This window comes from Phaeobacter sp. JH20_29 (genome assembly GCF_048056175.1).
Taxonomy (GTDB): Bacteria; Pseudomonadota; Alphaproteobacteria; order Rhodobacterales; family Rhodobacteraceae; genus Phaeobacter; species Phaeobacter bryozoorum.
In genome coordinates this window covers 93,199-108,258 of the sequence record NZ_JAYMWO010000006.1, presented here as the reverse complement: position 1 = coordinate 108,258, position 15,060 = coordinate 93,199, and the positions used below count along the sequence as shown (strand labels likewise).

General features: G+C 58.3%; 13 protein-coding genes and 1 tRNA gene. 11 read left to right on the top strand and 3 right to left on the bottom strand.

Annotated features, from left to right (window positions below; translation table 11 throughout):
- Positions 1–120 precede the first annotated feature (120 nt).
- Positions 121–3,531: a glycosyltransferase gene (locus tag VWZ85_RS05485; protein WP_416587341.1), complete on the bottom strand. Its 3,411-nt coding sequence runs from the start codon at positions 3,529–3,531 to the stop codon at positions 121–123.
- 329 nt (positions 3,532–3,860) lie between these two features.
- Here VWZ85_RS05485 and VWZ85_RS05480 point away from each other — a divergent pair, with 329 nt between their 5' ends.
- Positions 3,861–6,254, top strand: coding sequence for a DUF3131 domain-containing protein (locus tag VWZ85_RS05480; protein ID WP_416587340.1), 2,394 nt, complete (start codon positions 3,861–3,863; stop codon positions 6,252–6,254).
- A 26-nt stretch (positions 6,255–6,280) separates the two neighbouring features.
- On the opposite strand, the gene VWZ85_RS05475 is transcribed toward VWZ85_RS05480, so the two are convergent.
- Both VWZ85_RS05475 and VWZ85_RS05470 read right to left on the bottom strand, forming a co-directional pair.
- On the bottom strand, positions 6,281–6,901 hold the full coding sequence (locus VWZ85_RS05475; protein WP_340546464.1) for a hypothetical protein: 621 nt from the start codon (positions 6,899–6,901) through the stop codon (positions 6,281–6,283).
- Positions 6,902–8,012: 1,111 nt separating this feature from the next.
- Positions 8,013–8,087, bottom strand: a tRNA-Thr gene (locus VWZ85_RS05470).
- A gap of 85 nt (positions 8,088–8,172) precedes the next feature.
- Between VWZ85_RS05470 and VWZ85_RS05465 the strand changes: the two genes are divergently transcribed.
- From VWZ85_RS05465 to VWZ85_RS05420, 10 genes are all read left to right on the top strand, one after another.
- On the top strand, positions 8,173–8,352 hold the full coding sequence (locus VWZ85_RS05465) for a hypothetical protein (protein WP_340546465.1): 180 nt from the start codon (positions 8,173–8,175) through the stop codon (positions 8,350–8,352).
- A gap of 6 nt (positions 8,353–8,358) precedes the next feature.
- Complete coding sequence (gene murA / locus VWZ85_RS05460; RefSeq protein ID WP_416587339.1) at positions 8,359–9,630, top strand: UDP-N-acetylglucosamine 1-carboxyvinyltransferase; 1,272 nt, start codon at positions 8,359–8,361, stop codon at positions 9,628–9,630.
- Positions 9,630–10,106 carry a DUF2948 family protein gene (locus VWZ85_RS05455; protein ID WP_416540874.1) on the top strand — a complete coding sequence of 159 codons (477 nt, stop codon included), beginning with the start codon at positions 9,630–9,632 and terminating at the stop codon, positions 10,104–10,106. Before murA ends, VWZ85_RS05455 begins: the two co-directional genes overlap by 1 nt.
- Positions 10,103–10,645 carry a GNAT family N-acetyltransferase gene (locus tag VWZ85_RS05450; RefSeq protein WP_416587338.1) on the top strand — a complete coding sequence of 181 codons (543 nt, stop codon included), beginning with the start codon at positions 10,103–10,105 and terminating at the stop codon, positions 10,643–10,645. Before VWZ85_RS05455 ends, VWZ85_RS05450 begins: the two co-directional genes overlap by 4 nt.
- Before the next feature lie 69 nt (positions 10,646–10,714).
- Positions 10,715–12,016: a histidinol dehydrogenase gene (gene hisD, locus VWZ85_RS05445; protein ID WP_416555608.1), complete on the top strand. Its 1,302-nt coding sequence runs from the start codon at positions 10,715–10,717 to the stop codon at positions 12,014–12,016.
- Between the two features lie 158 nt (positions 12,017–12,174).
- Positions 12,175–12,654 carry a UPF0262 family protein gene (locus VWZ85_RS05440; protein WP_340546470.1) on the top strand — a complete coding sequence of 160 codons (480 nt, stop codon included), beginning with the start codon at positions 12,175–12,177 and terminating at the stop codon, positions 12,652–12,654.
- Positions 12,655–12,657: 3 nt separating this feature from the next.
- A complete protein-coding gene (locus tag VWZ85_RS05435) occupies positions 12,658–13,116 on the top strand; it encodes a low molecular weight phosphatase family protein (RefSeq protein WP_340546471.1) in 459 nt (152 codons plus the stop codon).
- On the top strand, positions 13,113–13,508 hold the full coding sequence (locus VWZ85_RS05430; RefSeq protein ID WP_340546472.1) for a ketosteroid isomerase-related protein: 396 nt from the start codon (positions 13,113–13,115) through the stop codon (positions 13,506–13,508). The genes VWZ85_RS05435 and VWZ85_RS05430 overlap by 4 nt, the downstream gene beginning before the upstream one ends.
- Positions 13,508–14,098, top strand: coding sequence for a GNAT family N-acetyltransferase (locus tag VWZ85_RS05425; RefSeq protein ID WP_416587337.1), 591 nt, complete (start codon positions 13,508–13,510; stop codon positions 14,096–14,098). The genes VWZ85_RS05430 and VWZ85_RS05425 overlap by 1 nt, the downstream gene beginning before the upstream one ends.
- A 59-nt stretch (positions 14,099–14,157) precedes the next feature.
- A complete protein-coding gene (locus VWZ85_RS05420; RefSeq protein ID WP_416587336.1) occupies positions 14,158–15,036 on the top strand; it encodes a carbon-nitrogen hydrolase family protein in 879 nt (292 codons plus the stop codon).
- Positions 15,037–15,060 lie beyond the last annotated feature (24 nt).

Genomic DNA, 15,060 nt, shown 5'->3' with positions numbered 1-15,060 from the left:
GCTTATTTCATGCCAGACCAGTCCAGGCTGGTGACAGATCAATCTGGTTCCTCGAGCCCGTGAGCGGGGTAGGCCGCGATTTGCCCGATCCCGCAGGCCGGTTGTCATGCGGTCCGCAGGTCAGCTGAGATGCGCCCGGGCTGCAACTGTTGGCCGGACCGGCGCCTGAACGGATCCAAATCGACGTAGTTTGTGCCACCCCGTCAACCGCCCTGTCAGGATCCGCCACAGCGAGCGATAGACATTGATGATCAGCAATTGGCGATAAATGAAGCGGTTCAACAGCAACAGCAGCACCATGGCACGCGGGGTCGATGGCTCGGACCGTACGGCATAATCAGCCATGATCATTTCCAGCAGCGGTAGCGCAAGGAAAATGGCGAGCACGGCATAATCACGAACGGTGAAGGCGTCAAAGTTGGTGCCGTCAAAGCTGGACACGAACCGCACCAACATGAGCACCAGCAACAGGTCGATGATCGGGCCAAGAAGCGGCATGATCACTCCGAAGACAACCAGATCCGTAAGCCCGACCAAGCCGACAGCATGGCCCTGACGGATGGTGCCGCGATGTTTCCATGCGGATTGCAGGATCCCGATCGACCAGCGCATCCGCTGTTTCATCAGCGTTCCGACGGATGCGGGCGCCTCGGTGTAGGCATATGCACGCTCCGCGGCACGGACCTCATACCCCTTTTCGAGGAGTGAGATGGTCAGATCGGTGTCTTCTGCCAGCGTCTGGCTGCTGTAGTAGCCACATTTGCGCACAGCGTCGGTTCGCCAGGCGCCAAATGCACCGGGTACAACCATGATCGCATTGATCGTTTCATAGGCGCGGCGGTCGATGTTCTGGGCGACCGTATACTCAAGCTTTTCCAGCTTTGTCAGAAGGTTGTTAGAGTTGCCGACCATGATTTTGCCAGCCACTGCACCAACGTTGGGGTTGCGCAAGGGCTGCATCAGACGGCGGATAGCATCCGGCGCGACGATGGTATCGGCATCAATCGCAACGACAAAGTCGGTGGTGACATGCGAGAAGGCGAGATTGGATGCTTTCCACTTGCCGCCATTGGGCTGACGCAGGATCTGTACCTTCGGGTTGCGTTTGTAAGTCTTTGTCACCAGCTCATAGGTGGAGTCCGTCGACCCGTCATCCACCACCAGCACTGATAGGTTGGGGTAGTCTGACTCCAGCACGCTGTAGATCGTCTTCAGGATGCTATTCTCTTCGTTATAGGCTGGGATCACCACCGTCACCGGGGCGGAAAAATCACCTGTCCGGTGGCGTAGATCCGTGCGGTCCGCACGGCGGGACCGGATCGCCATTATAAACAGGACAAGAGCGCGGATGACCCCGAGAAGCACTGCAAATGGAACCACAAATGCCACCCACGTGGCGCTGTTGCCCACACCTGTAAAGGCCAGCGCTTCGAAGGGTTCAAGGCTGGCGACCTGCCGCGTCTCGTAGGGGCTTCCAAACCCCGCCATTGCCTGTTCTAGCGTCAGAAACTGATAGCCGCGCGCTTTCAGCTCGGGCAGCAACAGGCGTAGGGCGCTGATGGTACTGCTGCGCGGACCTCCGCCATCGTGCATGAGCAGCACCTGACCGCTGCCGTCCAAGGCTCCCAGAGTGTAGTCTACCAGTTGCTTCGGGCTCAGGCTGCGCCAATCCGGTGGCACGATATCGGCACCCAGGAGGTGATAACGTTGATCGATAATGGTCTTCAGCCGCCTCGCCAGATCGCCCTCCAGCGGTCCGGGACCACGCATATAGGGCGCGCGGAAAACAACTGGTGTGCGGCCGGTCAGCCAGGAAAAGATCCTTGACTGCAAAGCCAGTTCAACCTGCACCCGCGCAGGGGAGGCGCGATTGAGCTGCGGGTGAGAGAAGGTGTGCAGCCCGAAGTCGAATTCGGCTTCGGCGAGTGCGTTGACGACGTTCTTTTGCTCAAACATCTGATTGCCGACCATGAAGAACGTCGCAGGGACGTTGGCGGCATTCAGGATATCGAGGATCTCCTGCGTGTGGTCCTGCGACGGCCCGTCATCAAAGGTCAGGAGAATGGATTTGTCTGGCAAGACCCCGTAGCGGTCAGCGATGACCGGCAAGGGCAGCGGATCGGTGATCGCATCGGTGACCATGAGCGTTTCGGAATCGCGGGTCACGTGGCGACGGCCGACGACTTCGGTTTCGCTGAACCGCAGAAATGGGCCGGTGCCACGATACGAGACAAAGCTGTTCAGATCGATATCACGCAATGTGGCAAAGGCTTCGTCCGACAGGATATCTTCCTGGGCGAGCAGAGGCCAAATGGAGGGATCCTCTTGCCCCAGCCCCCAGATCGCAACACCGTCGATGCCAGCTTCTGCGACACTCAGCAACTGGCTGTAGTGGCTTACGGCATCCAGATACCAGATCATGTTTCGCTCGCCACCAGCGTCCATATAGGAGATCAGCCCGTGACCTTTTTCGGGTGCATAGCCCGCGAAGGCGCCATATTGGTCGGCCTGGGACATTGCATCTGCATAACTGATAAACTCCGGTGCACTCGTGCCAGTGGTCCAGTGCACACCACCAGCCGCGAGACCAATCACCAGTTTATCCTGAGGGATAGTGGTGCGCGCACGTTCGAGAACGGACTGGAACCAATCAAGCGGAGCTGGCGATTCTTCGTAGATCCCGAGACGGTAGCTGTTCTGAATGGCGGGCAGGATCACCCGCTCGGGTAATGCGCTGCCATAGCCAAGGGTTTCGATCTGGTCTGGCGCGATAACTGCACAGGTTTCCAAGTTTGCTGCCGCGAAGTCCCCTTTCACACCATCGAGATGGAGTAGAGCCTTTTGCAGGTTTTGCACCTCAAGCCGGCGCATATCAAAACACAGACCGGACCATCCCTGCCGCGCCGCAAGCGCTGCGGTATTAGACCAGTGACCAGACGCCTCGCTGCTGAGCGCGCTGGCCTGCACATGGATCAGCGGCTGGATCGGACTATCGCCAAAAGGGTTGGTCCGCACGACATAGGGCGTACTAAAATCCTGATTGCCGGACTGCAACCAGTCGACACCTTTGTCGCTGATGATCAGCCATTCGGGGACAAACACATTGATCGTGTTGCAGGTCCGTTGAACGGAGTTGGAAACGTCTTCGAGGTCCGCCGTTACAAAAGCGTATACTTTCGAGGGGTTATTGCTCGCACTGCGGGGCGTGCCTGTTTGGGTTTCGCAGGAACTGCCGCCCGCAATATCCGCGCTGGCGTAATCGCGGTCGAGCTGATCATTGCCCCCATCGCCTTCCAGATTGTCACTCTGCGGCAGGAAACGGCGCCAATCTTGGCTGATGTTATCCGCAGGCGCGCTGTTCTGAAACAATGGTCGCGCCAATTTGAACTCGGTGATCACATTCTGTGTCACGGCAATGATCATCGCCGCCGCCAGGGCGAGCGCAATCACAAACAACAGGACCGCCAGAAACGGCCGGGTTGCGTTGCCAGCTTTGAAGATCTGCTTCTCGGCGTCGGTCGAGAGAGCCATCTCGGCCGGCAGAATCTCAGTCGGAAATGTTTTGTGACGACGCGTTGAAGCAGCAGGAGCCTTTGCTCTACTTTTCTTTGGCCCTGGCGTCGGCCGATTATCAGTCGTCGTGTACATCACTTGCCAACCCGTTCAAATAACGTGTTACTTTTTCATTTACTCGTTTGGGGGGCAGGCGATTTTCGCCAGTCGTGCTTTCGCGCGAACCATTTCGATTCCGCGTCCGCTAATTAAGTTTTTAACAAAGTCCTAACGATAATTCAAGATGGGCATCGCGGCTCGTTCAAGTTATGGTAAACAGCGCCGAAACCAGAAAGTTGGACAGGGTAATGCGGTGGAAACGTCGTGAGTTTCTGGGGTTGGCCTCAGGTGGCCTGATAGGTGCAGCATGGCCGGCTGAAGCGCAGACAGATCACGCAGAGGGAATTCGCGCGTTTTCCATACTGCTGACAGGTGTGCATCCATCCCTGCCTGAGAACGCACTTGGCTCGCTGATCTTTGCGTTCCTGTCGCAAGGCGTTGCTTTGGCGGTTGAAGTTGAGTTCGATGACTTCGCCAGACACAGCCCGGATGCCGTTCATCCGGTCTTGTCGATGCTGAGTGACACGGCATCCAAAAACCGGACATTCGTCGAGATTGTCCCTGCCACGCGCGATCTCATGCAGAAGACGGGATATTTCAAGGCACGAGCACTCTGGAGCCTGCGATCACAGATTGATCGGCTTTTGCCGGGGTCGATGGCGGCGGCGGCCCAGCCTGCGCATTTTTCGACCGTGTCCACAAATGGGGTGGAGGGCGACCTGAGGCAGGATGGCTTGCGGACCGGAGGGTGCACGACCGTGATATACGATGCGGTTGCTGATGCCGAACGCGAGGCGCTGCTTGGGCCGGCCGCAGTTCTGATGTTACCGCTTAAGGCGCGTCTTGATCTGAGATCAGCCCAGCAGAAGATGACATCCGGGCTTTTCTCCCAATTGGGGGACGGGACGGTGCTGGCCATTGATGTGGCGGAACTGCCGATTGATCCGGCACGCGCTTATGAGGTCGGTCAACGTATCGCCGCGAGTGTCAATCGCGCGCGCCTTTCAGGGTATCTTCTGTCGGTCCTGCCGCGAGAACTCTACAAACGGTGTTGTGCTTTCCTGCCAAACCACTCCCGGCACTATGTCATTCTGCCCGAGTTCCCTGAGAGTGGGGAAGGCTATGACGCGTTACTGGGCCAGGCGCGGGCACGTCTCGGCGTTGACTGTGTGACTCTGGTGCGCGGCGGGGAGCGTCGCGCGGATGGCGCTTTGTTGTTGGAGACCGGTGACGGGGAGCAGCGCCGTCTGGGAGCGCCGGGCCTGGGGCCTGACGGCGAACCGGTGGAAGGCCCGCTCTTCCTTGCCGATGAGGTTGCGCCGCAGCGGGGAGACGTGCGGCATCCGGATGCTGTCTTCGTTCATGAGGTTGACGCTGTTGGCAAGCTCGCCGCCAAGATTCCGGCCGCGAATGGGATCTGCCTTAATTATCCTACAGGAATTGTTGACCCGGCGCATGAGTTGCTGCTGGAGGCGCGAGAGGCACTGCGCAGTACTGATTTGGCGCCGGAGTCGCCTGTATTTGATGAGGCCATGATGGCCGACGCCCAACTGGCCTACAGCTATCTGGAACAGGCAGAGATGAGCGCCACCGGGTTGGCGCTGACCGTCAGGAAGCAGATTAACGGTAAGTCTTTCAACAACTATGAAATCACGATGTGGGATGTCGGCAGCCTGATACTGGGGCTGCTCGCCGCAATTGATCTGGATCTGGCGCCCGCTGACAAGATCTATCGCCGCATCAAGAAGATCATGGCGTCCCTGCCGGTGATTACTGACGGGGACATGGCCTATCCGCCCACGCTGATCAATGTGCGGGATGCGTCTATCGAACGCCGCGGCTTTGATGCCTGTGATTTTGCACGCCTGAGCAGTGCCGTGACCCGGGCCGCGAAACATGCGGCGCTTGCGGAGGCGTCGTCTCAGCTAATGAAGAAATGGGAAATTGCGGGCCTTATGCAGGGTGGTGTGCTGAAGAATATTCTGAAGACACGCATCCAGTCGTCGTATCTGTCGCACTGCGCCCACTATCAGACGCGTATTCTGCCGTTGCTGGGTCAGCCTGATACGCGATCTCCTTATCGGGAGGCCTTCGTCGGGGATACCGTCGCCGACAGAACGGTCAGTCTACTCTATACGGTGGATCAGATTGGTATTCTGCCCACCGAACCGCTGCTGCTGGAATATGTCGAGTTGGGACCCTCGGCGGAATGCGCGGTCCTCACCGATATCTTCCTTGGGGCGATGAAGCATCACTATGATCAGACCGGGCAATTGCTGGCGCCATCAGAGACCCCAATCGATACAGCGCCCTGGTTTGTCTATCAGGGGTTCGATCTTGGCCATGAAACGCGATGGAATGTCAGTTATCGAAAGGGGCGCGATGTGCTCTTTGAGCCTGTGGCGACCAGCCCCTACGGGATCTTTTCAACCAAAGCGGCTTATCTGTGGTATGCGGTGCGGCCATGCGCGTTCAGCCTGAAGATGCTGGAAACCGCACAGAGCCGCGCCCGAATTGATGGTTTTGGCATGAGCAGTGGCCTGTTCCTTGACGGCTATGGGCAAATGGCAAACCATGCTGACCTTAACACCAATGGGATCGTCCTGCAGGCGCTTGCGCATCTGAAGCGCCGCGCCCGCTAGGGTTAGCGAATTGGATCGCGACCAAGTTAACTCACCGGGCCGAAGACCTGACAGCCGCTGGCCGAGATTTCGCCCTGTGCAACCGGATAGCCGCGCCGTGGGTTGAGGCGGATGGGCTGCATCCCCGTCAATCGGTTCATGCAGCGTTCGGTGTCGCGGACAGAGTTTCGCTTGCCCCCGATGTAAATGTCGAGCCAGGGGCGGCCATTCTTGCCGGTATGGCAGGGACCATTTTGTGGCTGGTGCCCGTCGCCACATACATCTTCTACGATTGCGTATTTGCGCAGGCGCTCGATGTAAAACCGTGTGCCTGCCGGGAAGTCCAACGTCTGGCGCCCGCGCCGAATGGCATGTCCCACCGCGATGGTAATTGGGTCATTATAAGTGCCGGTTCCGCCGGCCTGGCGCCGCAGGACCGGGCGCGCAATGGCGGCACTGCCGGGGGGAGTGTTATCCCAATAGCTGTAGCCGGTAAGATACCCTTCGAATCTCACCTCGGTGCCACGTTTGACGAATTCGTCCAGCTGACTCTTGATATTGTTGTTGATGCTTTGCGCCGGGAGCATTCCGGCAGAAACGCTCATCATGGTCAGTGCAGCGGCAGCCACTGCAGTTTTTCGAATAATAGAGTTCCAGATCGTCGACATGACGTGTTCCTTGTCGAGGGCAGCCTCGTGCTATCGCGGCTGACAGGGAGATCAGCACGCTGGTTTTGGGACAGCTCACCCGGCGCACCGACTGCATGTCGATGCGTTCCAGGCGGCCGGGTTCGGTATTGCCCTGTCGGCAGTTATTGGTGTCGTGTGGTGGCCCGAGAACTGGCGTTCCCAGCAGGGGTGCAAAACGATGACGCGTCCATTTCGTTGGTCCCGTTCCGCAGCGCCTCACGACTGAAGCAAAGCGGATACACCAGATACGGTGTCGTACTCAAAGTGGGCCCACCGGTTTTGGCGGGAACCTTCCAATGGATAAGCGGATTTCAGGCAGTATCGATTTTGGCGGCCACTTGATTTTTTTATTAGTTTGGAGTCGCGGCGCGGCACCATCGTCGTTTCCAGCGCGGCCTGAGGCAGAGCGCCAACGTCGGCTCGGCTAGATGCGATAGATCGCTCAAGCTGCGCTTCAACGAAAACACGCTGTCTCTGCACGCGCTGAATGTGGGGAGGACCCGGGAAAGTTGGACGCTTGCCTGTATGATCTGCCCTGCGAGCTGTCGGTTGAAAAACCGTAGCCTTGACCCGCATTTTTCACTTTGGTCCAAACAGACTGGATCGACCCCATACCGCTTGGCACCAGCCGGCACGATGCCCGGCCTTGTCCTGGTCGGCGGGCGGTCGTGTTGCACTTGATTTGTCATTCAACCCTCCTGTTCCGGGTGCTGCTGCGGTGCCGCGCCCCGCTTAGCTCGCGGGATTGCGGTCCTTGGCAATGAGAATGACGGCTGAAAATTAAAATCAGCCTTAACCAGAGTGATTCGCTCATCGCAATCTGTAGACAATTTGATTCAACGGCGGTTAACCGCTGACAGTCTCAAGCAGCTGTCGGCGTTGTTGCTGCAATGGCAACGAATCGGAGTTCGAATGCTCAGGATCGATTCGGTCTCGAGGGACGTTGTGCTCGACCGGTGGGCTATCGGCGGACAATCTGTGGGAGAAGCTCTGCAATCGAGAAAGATCCCTGCATACGGAGGGGGTAGCGGCCGAGAATGGCGGCTTCAGATATGCTGTTAAGCATATAATCTTGCGATGTTCTGGAAACTGGTGCTGCTGGAGAGAATTGAACTCTCGACCTCTCCCTTACCAAGGGAGTGCTCTACCTCTGAGCTACAGCAGCGCCGGTGAGGGGGCTTTTAGGCATAAACGAAGTGGGGTGCAAGAGCATTCTGGACGGTTTTTTCACACTCCGGTACAGAAGATCTATGGCAGAGAAGAAAACAGTAAAAAGCGGCGGGTCAGCGCCCACACGCGAAGATCGGTTGAAGGCCGCATTGAAGGCGAATATGGGCCGTCGGAAGGCTCAGGCCAAGGCGCGTGCGGTGAAAGACGACAGTATCGAACGCAGGGCCGACGACCTCTCAACAGGCAGTTCCAAGGAGTAAGGGCAGATGGATTCGATTTTGGTGACTGGGAATGGCCCGCTCAAGGGGCAGATTCCCATCGCGGGTGCAAAAAACGCCTGTCTCACGCTGATGCCGGCAACCATGCTGAGCGAGGAGCCGCTGACGCTGACAAATGCGCCGCGGCTTTCGGATATTCGCACCATGACGACTTTGTTGCAGTCGCTGGGAGCCGAGGTGTCGACGCTGCAGGAGGGCCAAGTGCTGGCGATGTCCAGCCATGACATCAACAATCATACCGCAGACTACGATATCGTGCGTAAAATGCGGGCGTCGATTCTGGTTCTGGGGCCAATGTTGGCACGCGATGGTCATGCGGTTGTCTCGCTGCCTGGTGGCTGTGCCATTGGGGCGCGTCCGGTAGATCTGCACCTGAAAGCGCTGGAAGCGCTAGGGGCAGAGCTGGAACTGAAAGACGGTTACGTCCATGCCAAGGCGCCGATGGGCGGCTTGAAAGGTGGCACTATCGATTTCCCCTTGGTTTCAGTCGGCGCGACCGAAAATGCCCTGATGGCCGCGACTTTGGCCAAAGGCACCACCGTGATCAACAACGCGGCGCGCGAGCCTGAAATCGTCGACCTGGCGCAGTGCTTGCGCAAGATGGGTGCTCAGATCGAAGGTGAAGGCACCTCGACGATCACCATTCAGGGCGTGGATCGTCTGCACGGCGCCACCCATCCGGTTGTTACCGACCGGATCGAGCTGGGCACCTATATGCTGGCGCCAGTGATCTGCGGTGGTGAGGTTGAGCTGCTCGGCGGAAAACGGTCCTTGATCGAGGTGTTCTGTGATAAGTTGGAGGCCGCCGGCGTCGAGATCACCGAGAATGAGAACAGTCTGACCGTGCGCCGCGGCAGTAACCGCGTTCAGGCCGTGGATGTCGTGACCGAACCGTTCCCCGGTTTTCCGACCGATCTTCAGGCGCAGATGATGGCCCTGATGTGCACGGCCGAGGGAACCAGCGTTCTGGAAGAGAAGATCTTTGAGAACAGGTTTATGCATGCGCCGGAGCTGATGCGCATGGGCGCGAAGATCGACGTGCATGGTGGCCATGCTACCGTGACCGGCGTCGAAAAACTGAAAGGCGCGCCGGTGATGGCCACCGATCTGCGTGCCTCGGTTTCCCTGATCCTTGCCGGCCTCGCGGCAGAGGGTGAAACCAAGGTTAGTCGGGTCTATCATCTGGACCGCGGCTACGAGCATGTGGTGCGGAAGTTGTCGTCGGTCGGTGCCAAGATCGAACGGATCCAGGAGCAGTGATGTCAGATGCCAGTTTCGACGATGGGCGCGAAGCGCCGCTGAATCTTGGTGCCCTGGGTCCCGACGATCTGCAGGTCATCGCCTCGCTCGCACAGGATGCGGTGTTTCCGGTGACGGAAATCAGCTGGCGCCCGACCGAACGGCGTTTTGCCCTGCTGCTGAACCGGTTCCGCTGGGAGGACAAGGACGCCGCTGAAAGGCGCGGGCGCCCTTATGAACGGGTGCAGAGTGTACTGGTGGTCGATCAGGTGCTGTCTGTGGCGTCGCAAGGGGTGGATCGCAAAGAGCGCGATCTTATCCTGTCTCTCCTATCGCTGAGTTTTGAGCCTGGTACCGACGGTGACGGGCATATTGTCCTGACGCTTGCCGGTGATGGGGCCATCCGTCTGGCTGTCGAGGCGATCGAGGTGACCTTGCGCGATGTGACGCGTCCCTATCAGGCACCATCGGGTCGGGCACCGCAGCACGAGACATGATGTTGCGCCGACTGGTCAAGGCTGATCTTGCGGATCTTCGTGCCCTGTGGCGCGAGGGGCTGACAGAGTTTCCTGCGTCATTTCTGATGACCGTGGAAGAAGCCGACAGCATTCCGGATGCGGCTCTGATCAGCGGCTTCGAGAGCGGCGCCTATTGGGGCGCGTTTGCCGAGGAACGGTTGGTGGGTTTTGCCGTGCTACGGCAGGGGGGATTGTCACGCATTTCCCATACCGCCGATCTGGGGCCTTTCTATATCTCACGTGCCTATCAAGGTCAGGGGATGGCCCGAGCCCTATTGACGCAAATTCTGGGTCACGCGCGCGAGATTGGATTGACCCAGGTCGAGCTTTGCGTGGATCAGGAAAACAAGAAAGCGCAAAGGCTCTATCAGCAGGCCGGTTTTCGCCCATTCGGTCTTCGCCCCCGTTCGGTGATGTTGGGAAGTGAGCCCCGACATGATGTGCTGATGCTATGTCCGCTGGATGATGCTCTGCCGCCGGACATGATATCGCAACTGGCGCGGCGGGTGCTGCGCTGACATCAACGCAAGCAATCATCTTGAGACTGAGGGCTGGGGGCTATATTGCAGGCGCAAAGGAGAGCCATGATGCCCGTTTTTCTAAACGCGTCCGACGCTGATTTCGAAAAGGCCTTTACCGCGCTTCTGGGCGCGAAACGTGAAGACAGTCCCGATGTGGATGCTGTGGTTGCCGATATTATCGCGGATGTCCGCGCCCGTGGCGATGCCGCGCTGATTGAGCTGACCGCAAAATTCGACCGGTTGCAGCTGACAGCCGATCAGCTGCGAATCTCTGATGCCGAAATTGACGCGGCTGTGCAGGCGGTCTCTGGCGAGGAACGTGCAGCGCTTGAGCTGGCGGTCGATCGAATTCGCGCCTATCACGCACGGCAGATGCCTGCGGATGATGCGTGGCAGGATGATACTGGCGCGTCATTGGGGTGGCGCTGGTCGGCGGTATCGGCCGCAGGTCTTTATGTGCCGGGGGGGCTGGCGAGTTATCCGTCCTCTGTGCTGATGAATGCGGTTCCGGCGAAGGTTGCCGGTGTTGAACGTCTCGCGGTTGTGGTTCCGACGCCGGATGGGCAGATCAACCCGTTGGTTCTGCTGGCGGCGCGGTTGGCGGGCGTCGATGAAATCTACCGTATCGGTGGTGCGCAGGCGATTGCGGCCCTTGCCTATGGAACCGAGAGCATCGCCCCTGTCGACAAAATCACCGGCCCCGGAAACGCATTTGTTGCTGCGGCAAAACGGCGTGTTTTCGGGAAGGTAGGCATCGACATGATTGCAGGGCCGTCCGAGATCCTGGTGATTGCGGACAAGGACAACGACCCAGACTGGATCGCGCTGGATCTGCTGAGTCAGGCTGAGCATGACGAAAGTGCGCAGTCGATCCTGATCACCGATGATGAAGGATTTGGGCGGGCCGTGGCGGAAGCGGTCGAGCAACGATTGAAGACGTTGGAGCGTGCCGCCATCGCTGGCCCCAGCTGGCGCGACTATGGTGCCGTGATTACCGTGCCGGATCTTGCAGAGGCAGCGCGGCTTTCGAACCGCATCGCGCCCGAGCATCTTGAACTCTGTGTTGCTGATCCGCGCGCGCTCAGCGAAAAGACCATTCATGCCGGGGCGATCTTCCTTGGCCAATATACGCCCGAAGCCATCGGTGATTATATCGGTGGACCGAACCACGTGTTGCCAACGGCGCGATCTGCACGGTTCTCATCTGGCCTGTCAGTCATGGATTTTCTGAAGCGCACGACGCTGAGTGAGATCACGCCTGAGGCGCTGCGGGCTATCGGACCTGCGGCCGAGACACTTGCGAAAAGCGAAAGCCTGCAGGCCCATGGTCTGTCTATCCGCGCCCGGCTGAATCGGTTGAATCAGTAATGCAACGGAGAAGGCCGTGACGAATTGCGGGGCGGCCTTCAGATGCGAGACTGTCCCAAGAGACACATCCTTGCGGCACATCGTGCCCCGCGGATTGCCGTTGCAGCGGCCATCGGCTAGTCAGTTATCTGTATGACCCGCGCACAGAGATCTGACCCATGAGCCGCATCAGCCAAATTGACCTTGATGACAGTAACTTGCCGCCGCCGACGCCCGAGATTGAGCAGGAGCGCCGGGTCGCCATTTTCGACCTGATCGAGGACAACAGCTTTGCCCTACCTGCGCGCGGCGAGCGCGAGGTGCCAGAAGGTCCCTATCATCTAGGTCTTGCGATCCGGGATAAGCGGTTGGTGTTTGATGTGGCGTCCGAAGCCGGGGAGAAAGCGGCGGAATTCCATCTGTCACTGTCGCCGTTCCGTCAGGTCGTCAAAGACTACTATCAGATCTGCGAGAGCTATTTCACAGCTGTTAAGACCCTGCCGCCCAGCCAGATCGAGACGATCGACATGGCCCGCCGAGGTATCCATAACGAAGGCAGCCGCGTTCTTCAGGAACGTCTGGAAGGGAAGGCCGAGATTGATACGGATACGGCGCGCCGCCTCTTCACGCTGATTTGCGTTCTGCATTTTGGGGGCTGAAGCGTGAGCGAGTTGCCACAGTCGATTTTGTTCTGCTGTGACCACAACGCGGTCCGTTCCCCTATGGCCGAGGGGATCATGAAGCAATTTTATGGCTCTGGCACCTATGTGCAGTCGGTCGGTGTCAAGAATGATATGGAAATCGACGGTTTCTGCATCGCGGTCTGCCAGGAGATCGGCGTTGAATTGTCGCGTCATCGCTCGCGGTCGTTTGACGAAATGGAGCAATGGGGCGACGACCTGTCGTCTTTTGATCTGGTCGTGGCTTTGTCGCCTGCCAGCCAGAGACGGGCCTTGGAACTCACCCGGTTTTTTCACCTCGATGTCGAATATTGGCCAATTATGGACCCAACTGGACTGGGGGAAACCCGGGATGCCAAGCTAGACAGCTACAGGCAAACCCGATCCCAGATCATCCAGCGCCTGACTGAGCGCTGGGGCAACCCGTTGGAGACAAAATGAACCGCACCGTCACCCGATATTTTGAAGCATTCAACGCCAAAGATACCGAAGCCATGCTGTCGTGTCTTTCCGATGACGTGGCCCACCACGTGAACGAAGGCAAAATCCGCACCGGTAAGGCGTTGTTTGCCGAGTTTTGCGCCCATATGAGCCGCTGCTACGACGAAAACCTCACCGATATGGTGATTTTCGATAATGAAGACGGTACCCGGGCGGCTGCCGAATACATCGTGAACGGCGTCTACCTCGAAACCGATGCAGGTCTGCCCGAAGCGCATCGGCAAAGCTACCGCCTTCCCGCCGGGTCGTTCTTCGATCTGAAGGACGGCAAGATCATCCGCGTGACGACATATTACAACCTGGCGGATTGGACGGCGCAGGTCTCTGGCTGATGGACCTTCAATTGGAGGTTTTGCGTGGCGCGGCCTTGGCTGAAGCGATTGATGACATCGCCCGCCTTCGCATAGCTGTCTTTCGCGATTGGCCTTATCTCTATGATGGCGATTTGGCCTACGAACGCAGTTATCTGCAAAGCTATCTGGACAGCGACCGGTCTATCGTAATTGGGGCATGGGATGGCGAGGCGCTTGTTGGTGCTTCGACCGGCGCACCTCTCGCGGATCACGCAGAGGATTTTGCCGCTGCGTTCGACGGAACCGGCTTGGCGCTGACGGATGTTTTCTACTGCGCCGAATCCGTGCTGTTGCCACAGTATCGCGGGCGCGGGCTTGGGCACAGTTTCTTTGATATGCGGGAGGCCCATGCCCGAGATCTCGGCTTTTGCGTATCCGCGTTTTGCAGCGTTCAACGTCCGGGCGACCATCCCGCCAGGCCCGAGGTGTACAATGATCTACACAGTTTCTGGCACAAACGGGGTTACTCCCCCATGCCGGGTGTGGTGGCTCGTTTTTCGTGGCGTGACGTGGGGGATGTGGAGGAAACCCGAAAACCGCTTCAATTCTGGTCACGCAGCTTGACCTGAGCGGTCTCGTGCAGCTCAGCTCTTCTCAGCCGTTCGATGTCAAACGACAGGAAAATCTCATGAAAATCGCCACTGCTGCCTATCCGCTCGATTGGTTTGATGACTGGTCCGAATATGATGCCAAAATCACCCATTGGGTAAAAGAAGCGGCTGAACAGGGAGCAGAGCTGCTGGTGTTTCCCGAATATGGCGCGATGGAGCTGTCCACGCTCGATGGTGCCGAGGTTGCCGGAAATCTGGAACAATCCCTACATGCGGTTTCCAGCCGGATGCCTGAAGTCGATGCCTTGCACCTGCGTCTCGCCGCGCAATTCGGAGTGCATATTCTTGGGGCATCGGCGCCCGTATTTGATGGCCGGGATCGTCCGGTTAATCGTGCGACCCTATATGCCCCGAACGGCAGGAAGGGCGTTCAAGACAAGCAGATCATGACCATGTTTGAGCGTGATCCATGGGAGGTGGTCGGTGGCGGCCCACTCAAAGTGTTTGACACCGAACTGGGCAAGATCGGCATCCTCATCTGCTACGATAGTGAATTTCCGCTTTTGGGACGGGCGCTTGCAGATGTGGATCTATTGTTGGTGCCGTCCTGCACGGAGGCACTGGCGGGCTATTGGCGGGTCCGTATCGGCGCCATGGCCCGCGCTCTCGAAAATCAGTGCGTCTCGGTGATGTCGTCTATCGTAGGCCCTGCGGAATGGTCAGAGGCCGTGGATCAGAATACCGGAACGGGTGGCATATTTGGACCGCCTGATACCGGCTTCCCCGCGACTGGTGTCTTGGCCGAGGGCATATTGAACAAGCCGGGCTGGACCTATGCCGACATTGATCTTGAGGCGATTGCCCTTGTGCGCCGCGATGGCGTTGTACGCAACCGCACGCATTGGGACGAAAGGTCCGAACCTGAGAAATCGGTCACAATATGTCAGCTGCGGTGATTGCGCCCTTGAAAATCTGGGAAA

Bases quoted from the DNA above. Each gene is read 5' to 3' on its own strand.
- VWZ85_RS05440 (WP_340546470.1), top strand. From the start codon at position 12,175: ATGAGCCGCATCAGCCAAATTGACCTTGATGACAGTAACTTGCCGCCG.
- VWZ85_RS05430 (WP_340546472.1), top strand. From the start codon at position 13,113: ATGAACCGCACCGTCACCCGATATTTTGAAGCATTCAACGCCAAAGAT.
- murA (WP_416587339.1), top strand. From the start codon at position 8,359: ATGGATTCGATTTTGGTGACTGGGAATGGCCCGCTCAAGGGGCAGATT.
- VWZ85_RS05425 (WP_416587337.1), top strand. From the start codon at position 13,508: ATGGACCTTCAATTGGAGGTTTTGCGTGGCGCGGCCTTGGCTGAAGCG.
- VWZ85_RS05450 (WP_416587338.1), top strand. From the start codon at position 10,103: ATGATGTTGCGCCGACTGGTCAAGGCTGATCTTGCGGATCTTCGTGCC.
- VWZ85_RS05455 (WP_416540874.1), top strand. From the start codon at position 9,630: ATGTCAGATGCCAGTTTCGACGATGGGCGCGAAGCGCCGCTGAATCTT.
- VWZ85_RS05465 (WP_340546465.1), top strand. From the start codon at position 8,173: ATGGCAGAGAAGAAAACAGTAAAAAGCGGCGGGTCAGCGCCCACACGC.
- VWZ85_RS05475 (WP_340546464.1), bottom strand. From the start codon at position 6,901: ATGTCGACGATCTGGAACTCTATTATTCGAAAAACTGCAGTGGCTGCC.
- VWZ85_RS05420 (WP_416587336.1), top strand. From the start codon at position 14,158: ATGAAAATCGCCACTGCTGCCTATCCGCTCGATTGGTTTGATGACTGG.
- VWZ85_RS05485 (WP_416587341.1), bottom strand. From the start codon at position 3,531: ATGGCTCTCTCGACCGACGCCGAGAAGCAGATCTTCAAAGCTGGCAAC.
- hisD (WP_416555608.1), top strand. From the start codon at position 10,715: ATGCCCGTTTTTCTAAACGCGTCCGACGCTGATTTCGAAAAGGCCTTT.
- VWZ85_RS05480 (WP_416587340.1), top strand. From the start codon at position 3,861: ATGCGGTGGAAACGTCGTGAGTTTCTGGGGTTGGCCTCAGGTGGCCTG.